We start from the raw sequence: 13,906 nt of genomic DNA, 5'->3' as shown, positions 1-13,906 counted from the left end.
GGGGTGACACGGGGGTGAACACCCACGAACCCCCCGCGAGTACGTCCTGACTGTCGTGATCAGCAGCTGGATCACGACACTGTCGACGTACTCGCGAGGGGTGAGGGGTGAAGCGGGGTGCTCTAGAAGTCCACCTTCGCCCGCGACCGCACCTTCGTCACGATGGAGAAGACCACCGCGATGACCATCAGCGTGTACAGCACGACGGTGATGCCACTGCCGACGAGGACGGAGACGTCCCCTTCACTGACGGCCAGGGCTCGTCGCAGCGAATCCTCGGCGAGCGGTCCCAGGATGACGGCGATGAGCACCGGCGCCAACGGGATTCCGAAACGGCGCAGCATGAATCCGATGATGCCGAGTCCGAGCATGGCGATGAGGTCCACGATCGAGGCGCTCACCGCGTAGACGCCGAGCGAGGCGAACACGGTGATGCCGGCGTACAGGTAGTTCTTGGGGATCTTGAGCAGCTGCGCCCACAGGGGGGCGAACGGCAGATTCAGGATCAACAGGACCACCATGCCGACGAAGAGGCTGGCGAGCAGTGCCCAGACGACCTCACCGTTGCGCTCGAACAGCAACGGTCCCGGTTGGATCCCGTACTGCTGGAACGCTGCGAGCAGGATCGCTGCCGTCGCCGACGTGGGGAGCCCGAGAGCGAGAAGTGCACCCATCGCGGTACCGGCGGTGGAGTTGCCGGCGGCTTCCGGTCCGGCGACACCGCGGATCGCGCCCTTGCCGAACATCGGGTTCTTGCTGCGTCGGTCCAACCGGCGCTCGGTGCCGTAGGCCAGGAAGCTCGGCACCTCGGCGCCGCCGGCGGGAATGACGCCGAAGGGGACGCCGAATGCGGTGCCGCGCAACCATGCAGGCATCGCTTCGCGGAACTCTGCCTTGCTCAGGAAGGGTCGACCCTTCGACGGGATCAGCGTGGTGTCGTCGGGCTTGCCGATCTTCGAGGCGATGAAGATGACCTCGCCGAGGGCGAGCATCGCGACGGTGATGACCACCACGGAGATGCCGTCGAACAGTGCCGGTACCTCGAACGTGAACCGTGATGCGCCGGAGGGTCCGTCGATACCGATGACGGCGAGTGTCAGGCCGATCAGCAGTGCGCTCAGACCCTTGAGGACGGAGTCGGACACGACTGCGGACGTCGCGATGAAGGCGAACACCGCCAGGGCGAAGTACTCCGCGGGTCCGAAGTTCGTGGCCAGGTCGGCGAGCGTCGGGGCGAAGAACACCACGAGGGTGGTGGCGATGATGCCGCCGATGAAGGCGCCGATGGCGGAGGTGGCCAACGCTTGTGGGGCGCGGCCGTTCTTCGCCATGCGGTGCCCCTCGAACGTTCCCGCGATCGCCGTGCTGTTTCCGGGGGTGTTCATGAGGATGCCGGAGATCGAGTCACCGAACAGGCCGCCGAAGTAGACGCCGGCGAACATGATGAGCGCCGAGGTCGGCTCGAGGGTGAACGTCACGGGCAGGAGCAGGGCGACAGCCATGGCCGATCCGAGTCCGGGGAGGACACCCACCGCGGTGCCGAGCAGGGCGCCGACGACGACCCACACAATGTTCATGGGCGTCAGCGCGGTGCCGAAGCCGTCGATGAGATTGGAGAGTGCGTCCATCAGAACACCGCCGCGAGGATGCCGCCGGGCAGCGTGAGCCCGAGTCCACCGGAGAAGACCAGCTGGACGACGGACGACATGACCAGCGCCACACCGGCGTCGAAGACGAACCGGGTGCCGCCGAGTCCGATCGAGACGCCCCAGAACAGCAGCGCACCGGCGAGAACCCATCCCAGCGGATTCAGCAGGGCGATGAACAGGGCGATCGAGCCGACGGTGATGCCGACGGAACGCCAGTTGGACACCGTTCCGGTGTTGGGCTCGCCTGCCTCGTCGACGCCGAGGTCGACCTCGTCCGGAGTGCGCAGCAGTTGAACCGCGACGAGCACGGCGATCACGAAGCACAGTCCCGCGATGATGGCCGGGAAGACCTGCGGGCCGGGCGATGTCGCGGTGTCGGGTACGTCCATGGTGACGGTGCCGTAGATCAGGAACAGGCCGAGGGCGACGAGAAGCGCCGACACCACCAGTCCGCTCCGGCCGTGGAGGAAACCACGATCGGTATCGGGCGGCGTTTCCGCCCGCGTGGTCGAAACACTCTCACTCATACCAGGCCCAACTCTCGGAGGATGTCGGTGATGCGGGTCTGTTCGATCTCGAGGAAGTCACCGAAGTCGTCCCCGGTGACGAAGGACGGCTTCCACCGGTTGCGCTCGATGGCGGTGTCCCACTGTTCGGTCTCCTGCATCTCGGTGACGATCTCGATCAACGTCTGCCTGTCGGTGTCCGAGATGCCGGGAGGTGCGACGAATCCGCGCCAGTTGACCAGGTCGACGTCGTACCCGAGTTCCTTGAACGTCGGGGTGTCGATCCCGTCGACGGGCTCGGGTGCCGCCACCGCGAGGGCGCGGACGTTCCCGGATTCGATCTGGTCGCGGAAGTCGTTGTATCCGCTGACGGCGATGCCGACGGTGTTGGACAACAGCGAGGTCAGCACCTCACCACCGCCGGAGAACGCGATGTAGTTGATCGCTGCCGGATCGATGTCGACCTGCTGTGCCAGCTGGCCGGAGACGATGTGGTCGATACCGCCGAGCGAGCCGCCGCCGATGGGGAGACCGCCGGGGTTGGCCCGCCATGCGGCGATGAAGTCCTCGAGGTTCTGGTACGGCGAGTCTCGCGGTACGACGAAGACCTCGAAGTCCTCGGCCATCTTGGCGATGGGCACGGTGTCCTGCAGGGTGATGTCGGAATCGTTGATCGCGATACCGCCGAGCATGACCGTGCCGGTCACCATGACCGTGGTCGACTGGCCCGTGAGATTCTCGAGCTGACTGAGCCCGATGGTCCCGCCGGCTCCGGGGACGTTCACCACCTGGGCGTTGTTCACGATGCCGTCGGAACGGAGTGCTTGCTGCGACTCACGCGCCACCAGGTCCCATCCACCTCCCGCGGCGGCGGGAGCGATCAGGGTCAACTTGGCGCGGGCGTCGGATCCGCTGGCGCTGCCGGCCGCGTCGATGCCGGCGACGGCGACGACGGCGACGACAGCGAGCGTGCCGAGCGCGCGCTTCACTGTGATCTGCATGGGCACGACAACTCATGAGTGGTTTCGGTCACATCAGGAGGCTAGGTTCTGGATGTCCGAATAGTCCAGGGAATCCGAGTTGTGGCCATAGTGTGCACGGACGAATACCGCGAAACGTACGTCGCCGCGACGGAATCTCGGTGAACCTGGAGTCTCCCCGATGTGAAAGGCACCGTCATGACCGTTGCAGTAGCGATGAATTCGACACCCGAAGGCCGTGAGGCGCTCGTGCAGGGACAGGCGGAGGCGACGCTGAGGGGAACCGATCTCGTCGTCCTGTCGGTGATCGACGCCGATTCGGTCACCACCGCCCACCGGGACGCAGCCGAGGCGCAGGCACGTCAGGTGCTGGGAGAGAACTCCTTCACGGTGCGCGTCGAACCCGACGGCGGCGATCCGGCGGGGGCTCTCGTCGATCTGGTCTCGGATGTCGGTGCCACGCTGGTGATCATCGGATCACGTCGCCGAAGCGCGGTCGGAAAGTTCCTGACCGGCAGCACGGTTCAGCGCGTGTTGCTCGACAGTCCGGTCCCCGTGCTCGTGGTCAAGGCGAACGAGCACTGAGTCACGCTCGCCCCTGATCCCCGATCACCGTGTGCGCAGGACGATCTCGGTGGGATGCGCATCGGCAGGGGTGTCCACGGCCTGGCGGACGGCGCGGGCTACGGTCTCGACGGTGAGGTACTTCGAGGCGTCGTACTCGTCGCCCTCGCCCGCGACGATCGCGCGCTGCATGTCGGTGTCGATGCGCCCCGGGTGGACGGACGTCACGCGCAGGGTCGGCTCCTCGAGGCGCAGTGCGTCGCCGAAGGCCCGCAGCGCGAACTTGCTCGCGGCGTAGGCACTCCACCCCGGGTTGGCCCTGATGCCGGCGCCCGAGTTGATCAACACGACGTGGCCGCCGGCTGCTCGGAGCGCGGGCAGCAGGAGGCGGGTGAGCTCGGCCACCGCGAAGACGTTGGCCTCGAACGTGTGTCGCCAGTCCGCGAGCGTCAGCGTCTCCACCGTGCCGAGATCGGCGACGCCCGCGTTGTGCACCAGGACGTCGAGGCTCGTGATGTCCGCGGTGGCCGCGGCGAGAGCGTCTGCGTCGGTGAGGTCGACGGGCCACGGCCGCGCGCTGATCAGTTCGTCGGAGATGCCCGCGACGGAGTCGGCCGTCGATCCCCCGACCCAGACGTCGTGATCGGCGGACAACAGGCGAGCGATTCCCGCTCCCAGTCCGCGGGAGGCTCCGGTGACGAGTGCTGTGCGTGGCATACAGCGAGGCTATCCGGCGCCCTTCTGGATGTGCGTCCGCATGTCGGAGTACGCCCTCGCGAAGGTCGCGACGTCGTCGTCGGTGAGGACGTCGAACATCGACGCCCGGACGGCGCCGACATGGCCGGGGCTCGACGCCGCGAGCTTGTCCATACCCGCGTCGGTGAGTTCCGCGAGCATCCCCCGACGGTCGTCCTCGCACTCGACGCGGACGACCCAGCCGGCGTCGACGAGTCGGGTGATCGCCCGGGTCACGCCACTGCGGGTGGTGGTCACCGCATCGGCCAGGTCGCGCATCCGCATCTGTCGGCCTGGTGCCTCCGAGAGCACGACGAGCAGCTCGAAGTCGGTGAAGGAGATCCCGGAATCGCGCGTGAGCTGCCGATCGAGCGTCTGCATCAGAAGACGCGTCGCGTCGAGGTACGAGCGCCAGGCGCGCTGCTCGTCCTCGGTCAGCCACTGAGTCATGACACGAGTCTACCCAAGTAGTTGACAGCGCAACCATGTGCGGTACTGTTCTCGGTAGTTGACAACGCAACGATTCGATCGAAGGCGGAGACGATGAACATGACAGCCGACGAGCAGCAGCGCTCGGACGAGTTCGAGGCCCGGCGCGACCGACTGCGGGGCCTGCACCTGCAGCCTGCGGAGTCCCGCCCGACGTCCTCGGCGCGCGGACTGCACCACACCGCGCTGATCAGCAGCGACGTCGAGCAGACCATCCTGTTCTACCAGGGTGTGCTCGAGTTCCCACTGACCGAGTTGATCGAGAACCGCGACTACCCCGGCTCGTCGCACTTCTTCTTCGACATCGGGAACAGCAACCTCCTCGCCTTCTTCGACTTCCCCGGCCTCGACGTCGGCCCCTACGAGGAGGTGCTCGGCGGACTGCATCACGTGGCCATCAGCGTGGAACCCGACCGCTGGGAACACCTGCGCACCAAGCTGACGGATGCGGGCGTCGAGCTCACGGAGCACAGTGGAGTCTCGATCTACTTCCGTGATCCCGACGGTGCACGCCTCGAACTCATCGCCGACCCGCTCGGCGAGATGTACGGCCACCACGTTCTCTGAGTCCGAATCACCCCCGAACCACGTCCCTCTTCCGAAAGGTCACTCATGACGAAGCTCGCGATCCTCTACTACTCCTCCACCGGCCACGGCACCACGATGGCGGCCGAGCTCGAGAAGGCCGCTCAGGCGGCCGGCGCCGAGGTGCGCGTCCGGCACATCGCCGAGACCCGTGACCCGGCCACCTTTGCCGAGAACCCCGCCTGGACTGCCAACTACGAGGCCACCAAGGATCTGCCGGCCGCCACCGGTGACGACATCGTGTGGGCCGACGGCGTCATCTTCGGCTCGCCGACCCGTTTCGGCAGCGTCGCGTCCCCGTTCCAGACCTTCTTCGACACGCTCGGTGGCCTGTGGGCCCAGGGCAAGCTCGCCGACAAGGCCTACGCCGCGTTCACCTCGAGCCAGACGGCCCACGGCGGCCAGGAGACGACCATCGTCAACCTGTACACCTCGCTCATGCACTTCGGCGGCATCCTCGTTCCCCCCGGCTACACCGACGGACTGAAGTTCGCCGACGGCAACCCCTACGGCGTCGGCCACGTCACCGGACCCGACAACCAGAACGAACTGGACGACGCGACCCGCGCCGCCCTCGGACATCTCGCCACCCGCGTCGTCACCATCGCGGGCAAGCTCGCTCGGTAGTCTCACTTCCCATCCCGAGAAGGGACCCCCATGACGACGTCCACCGCACCCGAACTCGACGTCCGTCGCGCCGACGACCGGCCGGCCACGAACATCGGCTGGCTCGACTCGCACCATTCGTTCTCGTTCGGACATCACTACGATCCCGACAACACCCACCACGGGGTGCTGATGGTGAACAACGACGACATCGTGGACGCGGGTACCGGTTTCGACACGCACCCGCACCGGGACATGGAGATCGTCACGTGGGTCCTGCAGGGATCCCTCGTGCACCAGGACTCCATCGGGCACAACGGGCTCATCTACCCGGGGCTCGCCCAGCGGATGAGCGCCGGCACGGGAATCCTGCACTCGGAGAAGAACGACTCGTGGCGTCTCGCGTCGACGGAGAACCCGTCGCAGAAGCATCGGGACCCGGTGCACTTCGTGCAGATGTGGGTCGTGCCCGACGAGGCCGGCATCACCCCCGGGTACGAGCAGCTCGAGATCGACGACGAACTGCTCTCGGGCGGGCTGGTTCCGGTCGCTTCGGGAATGGACGCCTACAAGGACCACTCGGCGATCCGCATCAAGAACAAGTACGCCGCGATGCACGTCGCACGGTTGCGTTCCGACACCCCGGCTCAGGACCTTCCGGATGCTCCGTTCCTGCACGTCTTCGTCGCCCGCGGCGAGGCCTCGCTCGAGGGCGTGGGCCTGCTGCGCGAGGGTGACGCGGTCCGCATCAAGGGCGGTGGCGGACAGACACTGTCGACGACGTCCGCAGCCGAGGTCATCGTCTGGGAGATGCACGCCACCATCGGTCGCTGACCGTCACGCTTCGATCAGCCCTGGAGCCTGTTCGGCTCCAGGGTCGATCGCCGTCGCGAGTAGGTGAAGTAGAGCACCGACGTGGCCGCCAGCCAGACCGCGAAGAGGATCCACGTCTGGATGTGCAGGGTGCTGATGAGGTACAGGCATGCGCAGATCGACAGGATCGGGAGCACCGGGTACAGCGGAACCTTGAAGCCGCGCTCGATGTTCGGCTCGCGGCGGCGCAGGATGATCACTCCGGCGGAGACGACGATGAAGGCCACGAGCGTGCCCATCGACACCAGATCCGCCAGGAAGTCCAGCGGCAGGAAACCCGCGAGCAGGGACACGAAGAACGCCACGATGATCGTGTTCTTCACCGGTGCGAGGCTGCGAGGGTTCACCTGCGAGAACACCGTCGGGATCAGACCGTCGCGGCTCATCGCGAACAGGATCCGAGTCTGCCCGTAGAGGGTGACCAGCGTGACCGAGAAGATCGAGACGACAGCGCCCGCCGACAGCACGATCGACGGCCAGCTCGATCCTGTGACGTACTGCAGGATCTCGGCGAGACCGGCCTCCTGGCCCTCGAACTCGGTGTACTTCTGCGCGCCGATCGCCGACATCGTCACCAACAGGTAGATCAGCGTGACCACCACCAGCGCGCTGATGAGCGCGATGGGCAGCGTGCGCTTGGGATTGTGCACCTCCTCGCCGGCCGTCGACACCGCGTCGAGTCCGATGAACGAGAAGAAGATCAGGCCGGACGCCGCACCGACACCGGCGACTCCGAACGGGGCGAACGGTTCCAGATTCTCGAGACTGAATCCGGTGAAACCGACGATGGCGAACATCGCGAGGATGCCGATCTTGATGACGACCATGACGGCGTTCGCACGAGCGGACTCACTCGTTCCGCGGATCAGCAACACGGCGCACAGCGCGACGAGAACGATGGCGGGCAGGTTGACGCCGAAGCCGGCGCCGTCCCCGGGTGCATGCGACAGCACGTCCGGAATGCGTAGTCCGACAGTTCGATCCAACAGGTCGTTGAGATACTGGGACCACAGCACCGACACCGCGGCCGTCGACACGCCGTACTCGAGGATGAGGCAGGCGCCGACGAGGATCGCGACGAACTCGCCGATGGTGGTGTACGTGTAGGTGTAGGTCGACCCGGAGGCCGGGATCGACGACGCCAGCTCGGCGTAGCAGAGCGCCGTCAGGCCGGCCGTGACGGCGGCGATGACGAACGAGAAGATGACGGCGGGCCCCGCCACCGGGACGGCGGACGAGAAGATGAAGAAGATGCCGGTGCCCACGGTCGAGCCGACGCCGATGCACGTCAGCTGGAACGTGGTGATCGACCGCTTCAGCCGACCTTCGCCCGTCGTTTCCAGTGCCGCGATGTCGCTGATCGACTTGCGTCGCAGCAATCCCGAACCGTTGCCCGGATCGCTCATGTTTCCTCCACTATCGGCGTGGTTCACCGAGCGAATCGGCTTCCACGGGGAACGACCAGAATCGGAACAGGGCTGTGCCGCAGGATCTTCGACGCGGTGGAGCCGAGGAACACCCGTGCGAGAGGTCCGAGGCGGGACGAACCGAGCACCAGCAGGTCCTCGGGCCCCAGCTCGACCGAGTCCACCACGTGCTGCCAGTCCCCGCCGGATCCCACCGCGCACGTAGGGGACAGGGCCGGGTAGGCGGACGTGACGTCCGACGCCGCGGAGTGCAGCATCTCGGTGGCCTGCTCGCGCCACTGCGACGTCACCAGATCCTCCGCGTCGTAGCCACCGAAGGGGGGATACGTCGTCGAGCGTCGTGGTGCGAACGCCACCAGGCGCAGCGCGATGTTCCAGCGCACCGCGAGAGCCGCCGCGGAGTACAGCGCATCCTTGGCTTCCGGGGTCCCGGTGTAGGCGCAGGAGATGCGGGCGACGGCGTCGGTGCGGCGGCGCGCGCCGCGCGGCGCCAGTGCCAGCGGAACAGCCGACGAGTGCAGCAGCGTCTCGCTCGTGCTCCCCGGCGTGAAGCGATCGTCGGGACCGTCGGAGCTCCCCAGCACCACCAGGTCGGCATGGTGAGTGGCCGACGCCGCGGTGAGTGCGGCCGACTCGGCGGCGTTCTCGGCGAAGAAGGCGGAGGGCGATCCCAGATCGGCCGGAGTGAGCAGGTCCGCCATCGCCGCATCGGCCCGAGCGGCCGCATCCGTGCCGCGCTCCTCGAGCCAGCGTCGGTACTCCGCGTCCACGTGCGCCATCGACGGGAACGGCCACGTCCGCGGCAGGACGGTGCACGTGCGGACCGTCATCGCGCCGCCCGCGGCCCGAGCGGTGGTCGCCATGCGCGCGGCCAGACCCAGCGCATCGTGACCGGAGTCGTCCGGCAGCCACCCGACCAGCGCGGACATCGACGCGGTCGACACACCCACCACCCCCGACCAGTTGCCCCGGCGCGTTCGACGCCGATGGCTCAGTATGCGACCGACGCGCCGGGCCCGCACCCCGACTCACCGGCGCGTCCTGCAGGATCGCGCCGTCCGACGGATGATGTCTCCCATGGCCGCCCCCGGATTCACCCCGACTCAGCTCGCAGCACGGGCCGCCTACCTCCTGCGCGGCAACGATCTGGGCACCATGACCAGCGCGGCTCCGCGTCTGTACCCGCACATGTGGAGCTGGGACGCCGCCTTCGTGTCGGTCGGGCTCGCCCCGTTGAGTGTCGAGCGGGCCGTCGTCGAGCTCGACACCCTGTTGTCCGCTCAGTGGTCCAACGGCATGATCCCGCACATCGTCTTCGCCAGCGGTGTCGACGGATACTTCCCCGGGCCCGCCCGCTGGCAGGTGAACGAACTCGCCGCGCACGCACCCGTCGGCGTCCACACCTCGGGCATCACGCAGCCCCCCGTGCACGCGATCGCCGTGCAGCGCATTCTCGATCACGCCCGTCGACGTGGGCGGACCACGCGGCAGGTCGCCGGTGAGTTCCTCGATCGGCGATGGCCGGATCTGGTGCGGTGGCACCGCTGGCTGGCACACGCACGCGATCAGAACCACACGGGGCGCATCACGCTGTACCACGGGTGGGAATCGGGCATGGACAACTCGCCGCGCTGGGACGCGGCGTACGCGAAGGTGATTCCGGGGGCGGTGCCGCCGTACATCCGGGAGGACACGTCCATCGTCACCGACTCGTCGCAGCGCCCGAGCAACATCGAGTACGACCGCTATCTCTGGCTGCTCGAGGAGATGAAGCTCGCCCGGTACGACGATCTCGCGCTGAACAGTGCCATGAGCTTCGCGGTGGAGGACGTGTTCGTCAGCGCGATCTTCGCCGTCGCCTGTGACGTGCTGGCCACCATCGGCGAGGACCATTCCCGGCCTCATGCGGACGTGCGGGACCTGCGCGCCTGGGCCGACCGGTTCCGGAGCGGCGTCGTCGCCACCACCGACGCGCGTTCCGGCGCGGCTCGGGATCGCGACGTGCGGTCCGGGGAGTGGATCAAGACCGACACGATGGCGATGTTCGCGCCGCTGCTGTGCGGTGGGTTGCCTCGTGACACCGAGCGGGCGCTGCTGCGACTCTTCGAGGGTCCGCGCTTCTGCGGGCACCCGGACTTCAAGTACGCCGTTCCCCCGTCGACGTCGCCGATCTCGCGGGACTTCCGACCTCGCGAATACTGGCGCGGTCCCGTGTGGCCGGTGGTGACGTGGCTGTTCTCGTGGGCCTTCGCTCGACGCGGGTGGTCGGAGCGGTCGGCGATGTTGCGCGAGGAGGGGCTGCGGCAGGCCAGCGACGGCAGCTTCGCCGAATACTACGAGCCGTTCACCGGAGAGCCGTTGGGAAGCATGCAGCAATCGTGGACCGCGGCCAGCGTGCTCGACTGGCTGGGCTGACCGCGGTCCACGACGGCAGGGAGAAGGTCAGACCTTCCACACCGCGACGACCGACGGGCGGGGCTGCGAGTCGCCACCGTCGGGCCAGTGCGAGGCGGGGGCGTCGGCACTGGCGTCGTCCTCCTCGCCCGGGTGCTGCACGCTCACGACGACACGCTGCTCCTGCACGATCGGACCGCAGGTCTCGGCGCCCTTCGGCACGGTGAGGAACTGCTTCGTCTGGCCGCGGCGGTCACCGTCGAGAACCACCGAGAACAGGCCGTCGTTGGAGTCGAGGGCGTTGCCGTCCGTCGACACCCACAGGTTGCCGTCGGCGTCGAACGCCAGGTTGTCCGGGCACGAGATCGGGCTGACCTGCGACTTGTCGAAGCCACCGAAGTAGGTGTCGGCGGCTGCGGGATCGCCACAGACGAGCAGAAGGTTCCACGTGAAACTGGTCCCGGCGTGGTCGTCGTCGAGCTCGAGGACCTGGCCGTTCTTGTTCTTGTCCCGCGGATTCGCCTCGTCGGCGGCGGCCTTGCCCTCGGTGCCTCGGTTCGAGTTGTTGGTCAGCGCCACGTACACCTTGCCGGTGACGGGGTTCGGCTCGAAGTCCTCCGGCCGGTCCATCTTGGTGGCGCCGACCTTGTCACCGGCGAGGCGCGTGAAGACGGCGACCTCCTCGGCGGACATGCCGTCGACCAGGGACTCGCCGCGGCCGTCCTCGCCGGTACGCAACAACGGGATCCACTCGCCCTTGCCGGCGAACTGTCCCGTCGTCGGGAGCTTTCCGGAGCCGTCGATCTGGTCGGGCGCGTCACCGGAGAGCGTCGCGACGTAGAGGGTTCCGGCGTCGAGAAGCGTCACGTTGGACCGCAGTGCCGCAGCGCCGGTGCCCTGCATCATCTTCCGGCTGGAGACGAACTTGTACATGTAGTCGAAACGCTCGTCGTCACCGCTGTAGGCGACCACGGTGCCGTCGTCGGTCACGTGGATGGTCGCGGCCTCGTGCTTGAACCGGCCGAGTGCCGTGTGCTTGATCGGCGCTGCGGTGGGATCCCACGGGTTCACCTCGACGACCCAGCCGAAGCGATTCACCTCGTTCGGCTCCTGCGCCAGATCGAAGCGCTTGTCGAATCGCTCCCATTTGCGCTCGGACGCAGCACCTTCCACGCCGTAGCGCGCCAGACGCTCGGCGACCACGGGGTCGGTCACACTCTCGGCGTTGGCGAAGTACTGGTTGATGTTCTCCTCGCCGGACAACACGGTGCCCCACGGGGTGACGCCACCGGAACAGTTGTTGAACGTGCCGAACACCCTGGTGCCGGTGGGATCGGCGGAGGTCTTGAGGAAGTCACTGCCGGCCGCGGGTCCGGTGAGGACGAACTCGGTCGATCCGGTGATGCGACGGTTGTAGCGGCCCATCTGCGGGGTGAGCTTGCCCGAGCCGTTCTCACCGGCCACCTGGACCACCGAGAGACCATGGGCGGCAAGGCCGATGGCGACCTGCTCCGCGGTGGGGTTCTCCGCGTCGTACCCCTTGAAGAGGAACGGTTCCGTCGTGTACTCGTGGTTGACCACCAGCAGGTACTCGGTGGACGACCCGTCGATCGGCAGCAGACCCGCGAAGTCGTTGTTGAATCCGAACTGCTTCTCCTGGGCCGCCGAGGTCTGGTTGTCGAAGTCGAAGGCAGGCGCACCCTCGACCACCGGGTCGCCCCACCGGATGACGACGGCCTGCTCGTACCCCTCCGGGACGACGACCGCGTCCTCGGTGTTGGGCGCGACGGCGGCGAAGTCGAGTCCACGCGGCTCCGGGGTCGGGGTGGCCGACGCGGTGGTGGCGGTGCCGGAGTCCTCTGTGCCGCACGCGGCGAGGGCGCTGGTGGCGCCGACGGCCAGCACGGCCATCGCACTACCGCGCAGGATGCCGCGGCGCGTCATCGCCGTCTTGACGATGTCGCCGAAGTACTCGCTCGACGACGTGTTGGGCACCTCGTGGAAGCAGGCGTCGCCGCACTTGTACTTGCACGTCAGCGACGACCGCGAGGAGCTGCCGTCGTGCTGATGGGAGACGATCAGGGGAAGCGGAATCGTGGTCACCGGTCGACCGTAGAAGTGCCGGGCAAAAGGCAAAGGGAAGGTAAGCAACTCCCCGGGTGCAGGAAGGTGAACGGTGGGCGAACGTGTGTCGTCGGAGCATGCTCCGGGTAGACCGAGAGCGACGCGGAGACACCGCGACGAAGGAGGCACGACATGCCGATGCTCTCGGTGGGAGTCGAGAACGACGCCCCGATCGACCTGCACTACCAGGACCGAGGCGAGGGCGCGCCGGTGGTGTTGATCCACGGCTGGCCGCTCAACGAGCGGTCGTGGGAGCCCCAGATCGTCGCACTGCTCGACGCGGGCCACCGCGTCGTCACGTACGACCGGCGTGGATTCGGCAGCTCGTCGCAGCCCGAGTCCGGTTACGACTACGACACGTTCGCCGCGGACCTGTCGGTCCTGCTGGAGACGCTCGACCTGCGGGACGTGACGCTGGTGGGTTTCTCCATGGGCGGCGGCGAGGTGGTGCGCTACCTCGCGAAGTACGGCAACGACCGCATCGCGAAGGCGGTCCTCGCCGGTGCTGTTCCCCCGTACCTCTACAAGTCCGAGGACAACCCCGACGGCGGCCTCGACGACGAGACGATCGCGGGTTTCGAGAACGGCGTCGAGGAGGACCGTAACGCCTTCCTCGACGGCTTCGCCACCAACTTCTTCAGCGCGAACGGCGAGCTGAAGGTCTCGGAGGAGGATCGTCAGTACGCGGTGGACATGTCGGCCGAAGCGTCGACACCGGCGATCCTCGGCTGCATCGAGGCGTTCGCGCGCACCGACTTCCGTGAGGACATGCCGAAGATCGACGTCCCCACCCTCGTCATCCACGGCGACGCGGACGCCATCGTTCCGTTCGAGGTGAGCGGCAAGCGCTCACACGAGGCGATCGCGAACAGCACCCTGGTACTCGTCGAGGGCGGCCCGCACGGGTTCAACACCTCGCACCCGGATCGGTTCAACCAGGAACTGCTCGCGTTCCTGGGCTGACGCGCACTCGC

At 67.3% G+C, this 13,906-nt stretch carries 14 protein-coding genes; 6 read left to right on the top strand and 8 right to left on the bottom strand.

Annotation, left to right across the window (positions count from 1 at the left end; translation table 11 throughout):
* Positions 1-122 precede the first annotated feature (122 nt).
* From HQ308_RS11610 to HQ308_RS11600, 3 genes are read right to left on the bottom strand one after another with little or no spacing between them, the layout of a single operon-like run.
* The gene (locus HQ308_RS11610) at positions 123-1,628 is read right to left on the bottom strand and encodes a tripartite tricarboxylate transporter permease (RefSeq protein WP_222646446.1); all 1,506 of its coding nucleotides are present in this window, start codon (positions 1,626-1,628) and stop codon (positions 123-125) included.
* Positions 1,628-2,176, bottom strand: coding sequence for a tripartite tricarboxylate transporter TctB family protein (locus tag HQ308_RS11605; RefSeq protein ID WP_056440883.1), 549 nt, complete (start codon positions 2,174-2,176; stop codon positions 1,628-1,630). Before HQ308_RS11605 ends, HQ308_RS11610 begins: the two co-directional genes overlap by 1 nt.
* On the bottom strand, positions 2,173-3,156 hold the full coding sequence (locus HQ308_RS11600; protein WP_261775956.1) for a tripartite tricarboxylate transporter substrate binding protein: 984 nt from the start codon (positions 3,154-3,156) through the stop codon (positions 2,173-2,175). The genes HQ308_RS11605 and HQ308_RS11600 overlap by 4 nt, the downstream gene beginning before the upstream one ends.
* Positions 3,157-3,333: 177 nt before the next feature.
* On the opposite strand from HQ308_RS11600, the gene HQ308_RS11595 reads away from it, so the two are divergent.
* Entirely contained in the window at positions 3,334-3,720 is a 387-nt protein-coding gene (locus HQ308_RS11595) for a universal stress protein (RefSeq protein WP_027505984.1), read from the top strand.
* Positions 3,721-3,744: 24 nt separating this feature from the next.
* Here the strand turns inward: HQ308_RS11595 and HQ308_RS11590 are convergent, their stop codons facing one another.
* Positions 3,745-4,416, bottom strand: a complete 672-nt coding sequence (locus HQ308_RS11590) for an SDR family oxidoreductase (protein ID WP_222646444.1) — start codon at positions 4,414-4,416, stop codon at positions 3,745-3,747.
* A 9-nt stretch (positions 4,417-4,425) separates the two neighbouring features.
* Complete coding sequence (locus HQ308_RS11585; RefSeq protein ID WP_027505986.1) at positions 4,426-4,884, bottom strand: MarR family winged helix-turn-helix transcriptional regulator; 459 nt, start codon at positions 4,882-4,884, stop codon at positions 4,426-4,428.
* 99 nt (positions 4,885-4,983) lie between these two features.
* On the opposite strand from HQ308_RS11585, the gene HQ308_RS11580 reads away from it, so the two are divergent.
* The 3 genes from HQ308_RS11580 to HQ308_RS11570 are packed head-to-tail and all read left to right on the top strand — an operon-like array spanning position 4,984 to position 6,948.
* On the top strand, positions 4,984-5,490 hold the full coding sequence (locus HQ308_RS11580) for a VOC family protein (RefSeq protein WP_027505987.1): 507 nt from the start codon (positions 4,984-4,986) through the stop codon (positions 5,488-5,490).
* A gap of 45 nt (positions 5,491-5,535) precedes the next feature.
* A complete protein-coding gene (gene wrbA, locus HQ308_RS11575) occupies positions 5,536-6,135 on the top strand; it encodes an NAD(P)H:quinone oxidoreductase (protein WP_027505988.1) in 600 nt (199 codons plus the stop codon).
* A 30-nt stretch (positions 6,136-6,165) separates the two neighbouring features.
* Positions 6,166-6,948, top strand: a complete 783-nt coding sequence (locus tag HQ308_RS11570) for a pirin-like bicupin family protein (RefSeq protein WP_027505989.1) — start codon at positions 6,166-6,168, stop codon at positions 6,946-6,948.
* A gap of 14 nt (positions 6,949-6,962) precedes the next feature.
* Here the strand turns inward: HQ308_RS11570 and HQ308_RS11565 are convergent, their stop codons facing one another.
* Positions 6,963-8,393: an amino acid permease gene (locus HQ308_RS11565; RefSeq protein WP_222646443.1), complete on the bottom strand. Its 1,431-nt coding sequence runs from the start codon at positions 8,391-8,393 to the stop codon at positions 6,963-6,965.
* A 23-nt stretch (positions 8,394-8,416) separates the two neighbouring features.
* Positions 8,417-9,358 carry a universal stress protein gene (locus HQ308_RS11560; protein ID WP_222646442.1) on the bottom strand — a complete coding sequence of 314 codons (942 nt, stop codon included), beginning with the start codon at positions 9,356-9,358 and terminating at the stop codon, positions 8,417-8,419.
* Between the two features lie 133 nt (positions 9,359-9,491).
* Between HQ308_RS11560 and HQ308_RS11555 the strand changes: the two genes are divergently transcribed.
* On the top strand, positions 9,492-10,829 hold the full coding sequence (locus HQ308_RS11555) for an amylo-alpha-1,6-glucosidase (RefSeq protein WP_204869410.1): 1,338 nt from the start codon (positions 9,492-9,494) through the stop codon (positions 10,827-10,829).
* A 27-nt stretch (positions 10,830-10,856) separates the two neighbouring features.
* Here the strand turns inward: HQ308_RS11555 and HQ308_RS11550 are convergent, their stop codons facing one another.
* A complete protein-coding gene (locus HQ308_RS11550; protein WP_027505992.1) occupies positions 10,857-12,911 on the bottom strand; it encodes a PhoX family phosphatase in 2,055 nt (684 codons plus the stop codon).
* A 153-nt stretch (positions 12,912-13,064) separates the two neighbouring features.
* Here HQ308_RS11550 and HQ308_RS11545 point away from each other — a divergent pair, with 153 nt between their 5' ends.
* Positions 13,065-13,895, top strand: coding sequence for an alpha/beta fold hydrolase (locus tag HQ308_RS11545; protein ID WP_222646441.1), 831 nt, complete (start codon positions 13,065-13,067; stop codon positions 13,893-13,895).
* Positions 13,896-13,906 lie beyond the last annotated feature (11 nt).

Origin of the sequence: Rhodococcus sp. BP-241 (assembly GCF_019836145.1) — a bacterium.
GTDB lineage: Bacteria > Actinomycetota > Actinomycetes > Mycobacteriales > Mycobacteriaceae > Rhodococcoides.
This window is presented reverse-complemented; position numbering and strand designations above follow the sequence as displayed.

Coding starts and splice junctions, on each gene's coding strand:
- HQ308_RS11600 (WP_261775956.1), bottom strand. CDS start 3,156: ATGCAGATCACAGTGAAGCGCGCGCTCGGCACGCTCGCTGTCGTCGCC.
- HQ308_RS11595 (WP_027505984.1), top strand. CDS start 3,334: ATGACCGTTGCAGTAGCGATGAATTCGACACCCGAAGGCCGTGAGGCG.
- HQ308_RS11580 (WP_027505987.1), top strand. CDS start 4,984: ATGACAGCCGACGAGCAGCAGCGCTCGGACGAGTTCGAGGCCCGGCGC.
- HQ308_RS11570 (WP_027505989.1), top strand. CDS start 6,166: ATGACGACGTCCACCGCACCCGAACTCGACGTCCGTCGCGCCGACGAC.
- HQ308_RS11565 (WP_222646443.1), bottom strand. CDS start 8,393: ATGAGCGATCCGGGCAACGGTTCGGGATTGCTGCGACGCAAGTCGATC.
- HQ308_RS11585 (WP_027505986.1), bottom strand. CDS start 4,884: ATGACTCAGTGGCTGACCGAGGACGAGCAGCGCGCCTGGCGCTCGTAC.
- HQ308_RS11590 (WP_222646444.1), bottom strand. CDS start 4,416: ATGCCACGCACAGCACTCGTCACCGGAGCCTCCCGCGGACTGGGAGCG.
- HQ308_RS11610 (WP_222646446.1), bottom strand. CDS start 1,628: ATGGACGCACTCTCCAATCTCATCGACGGCTTCGGCACCGCGCTGACG.
- HQ308_RS11545 (WP_222646441.1), top strand. CDS start 13,065: ATGCCGATGCTCTCGGTGGGAGTCGAGAACGACGCCCCGATCGACCTG.
- HQ308_RS11555 (WP_204869410.1), top strand. CDS start 9,492: ATGGCCGCCCCCGGATTCACCCCGACTCAGCTCGCAGCACGGGCCGCC.
- wrbA (WP_027505988.1), top strand. CDS start 5,536: ATGACGAAGCTCGCGATCCTCTACTACTCCTCCACCGGCCACGGCACC.
- HQ308_RS11605 (WP_056440883.1), bottom strand. CDS start 2,176: ATGAGTGAGAGTGTTTCGACCACGCGGGCGGAAACGCCGCCCGATACC.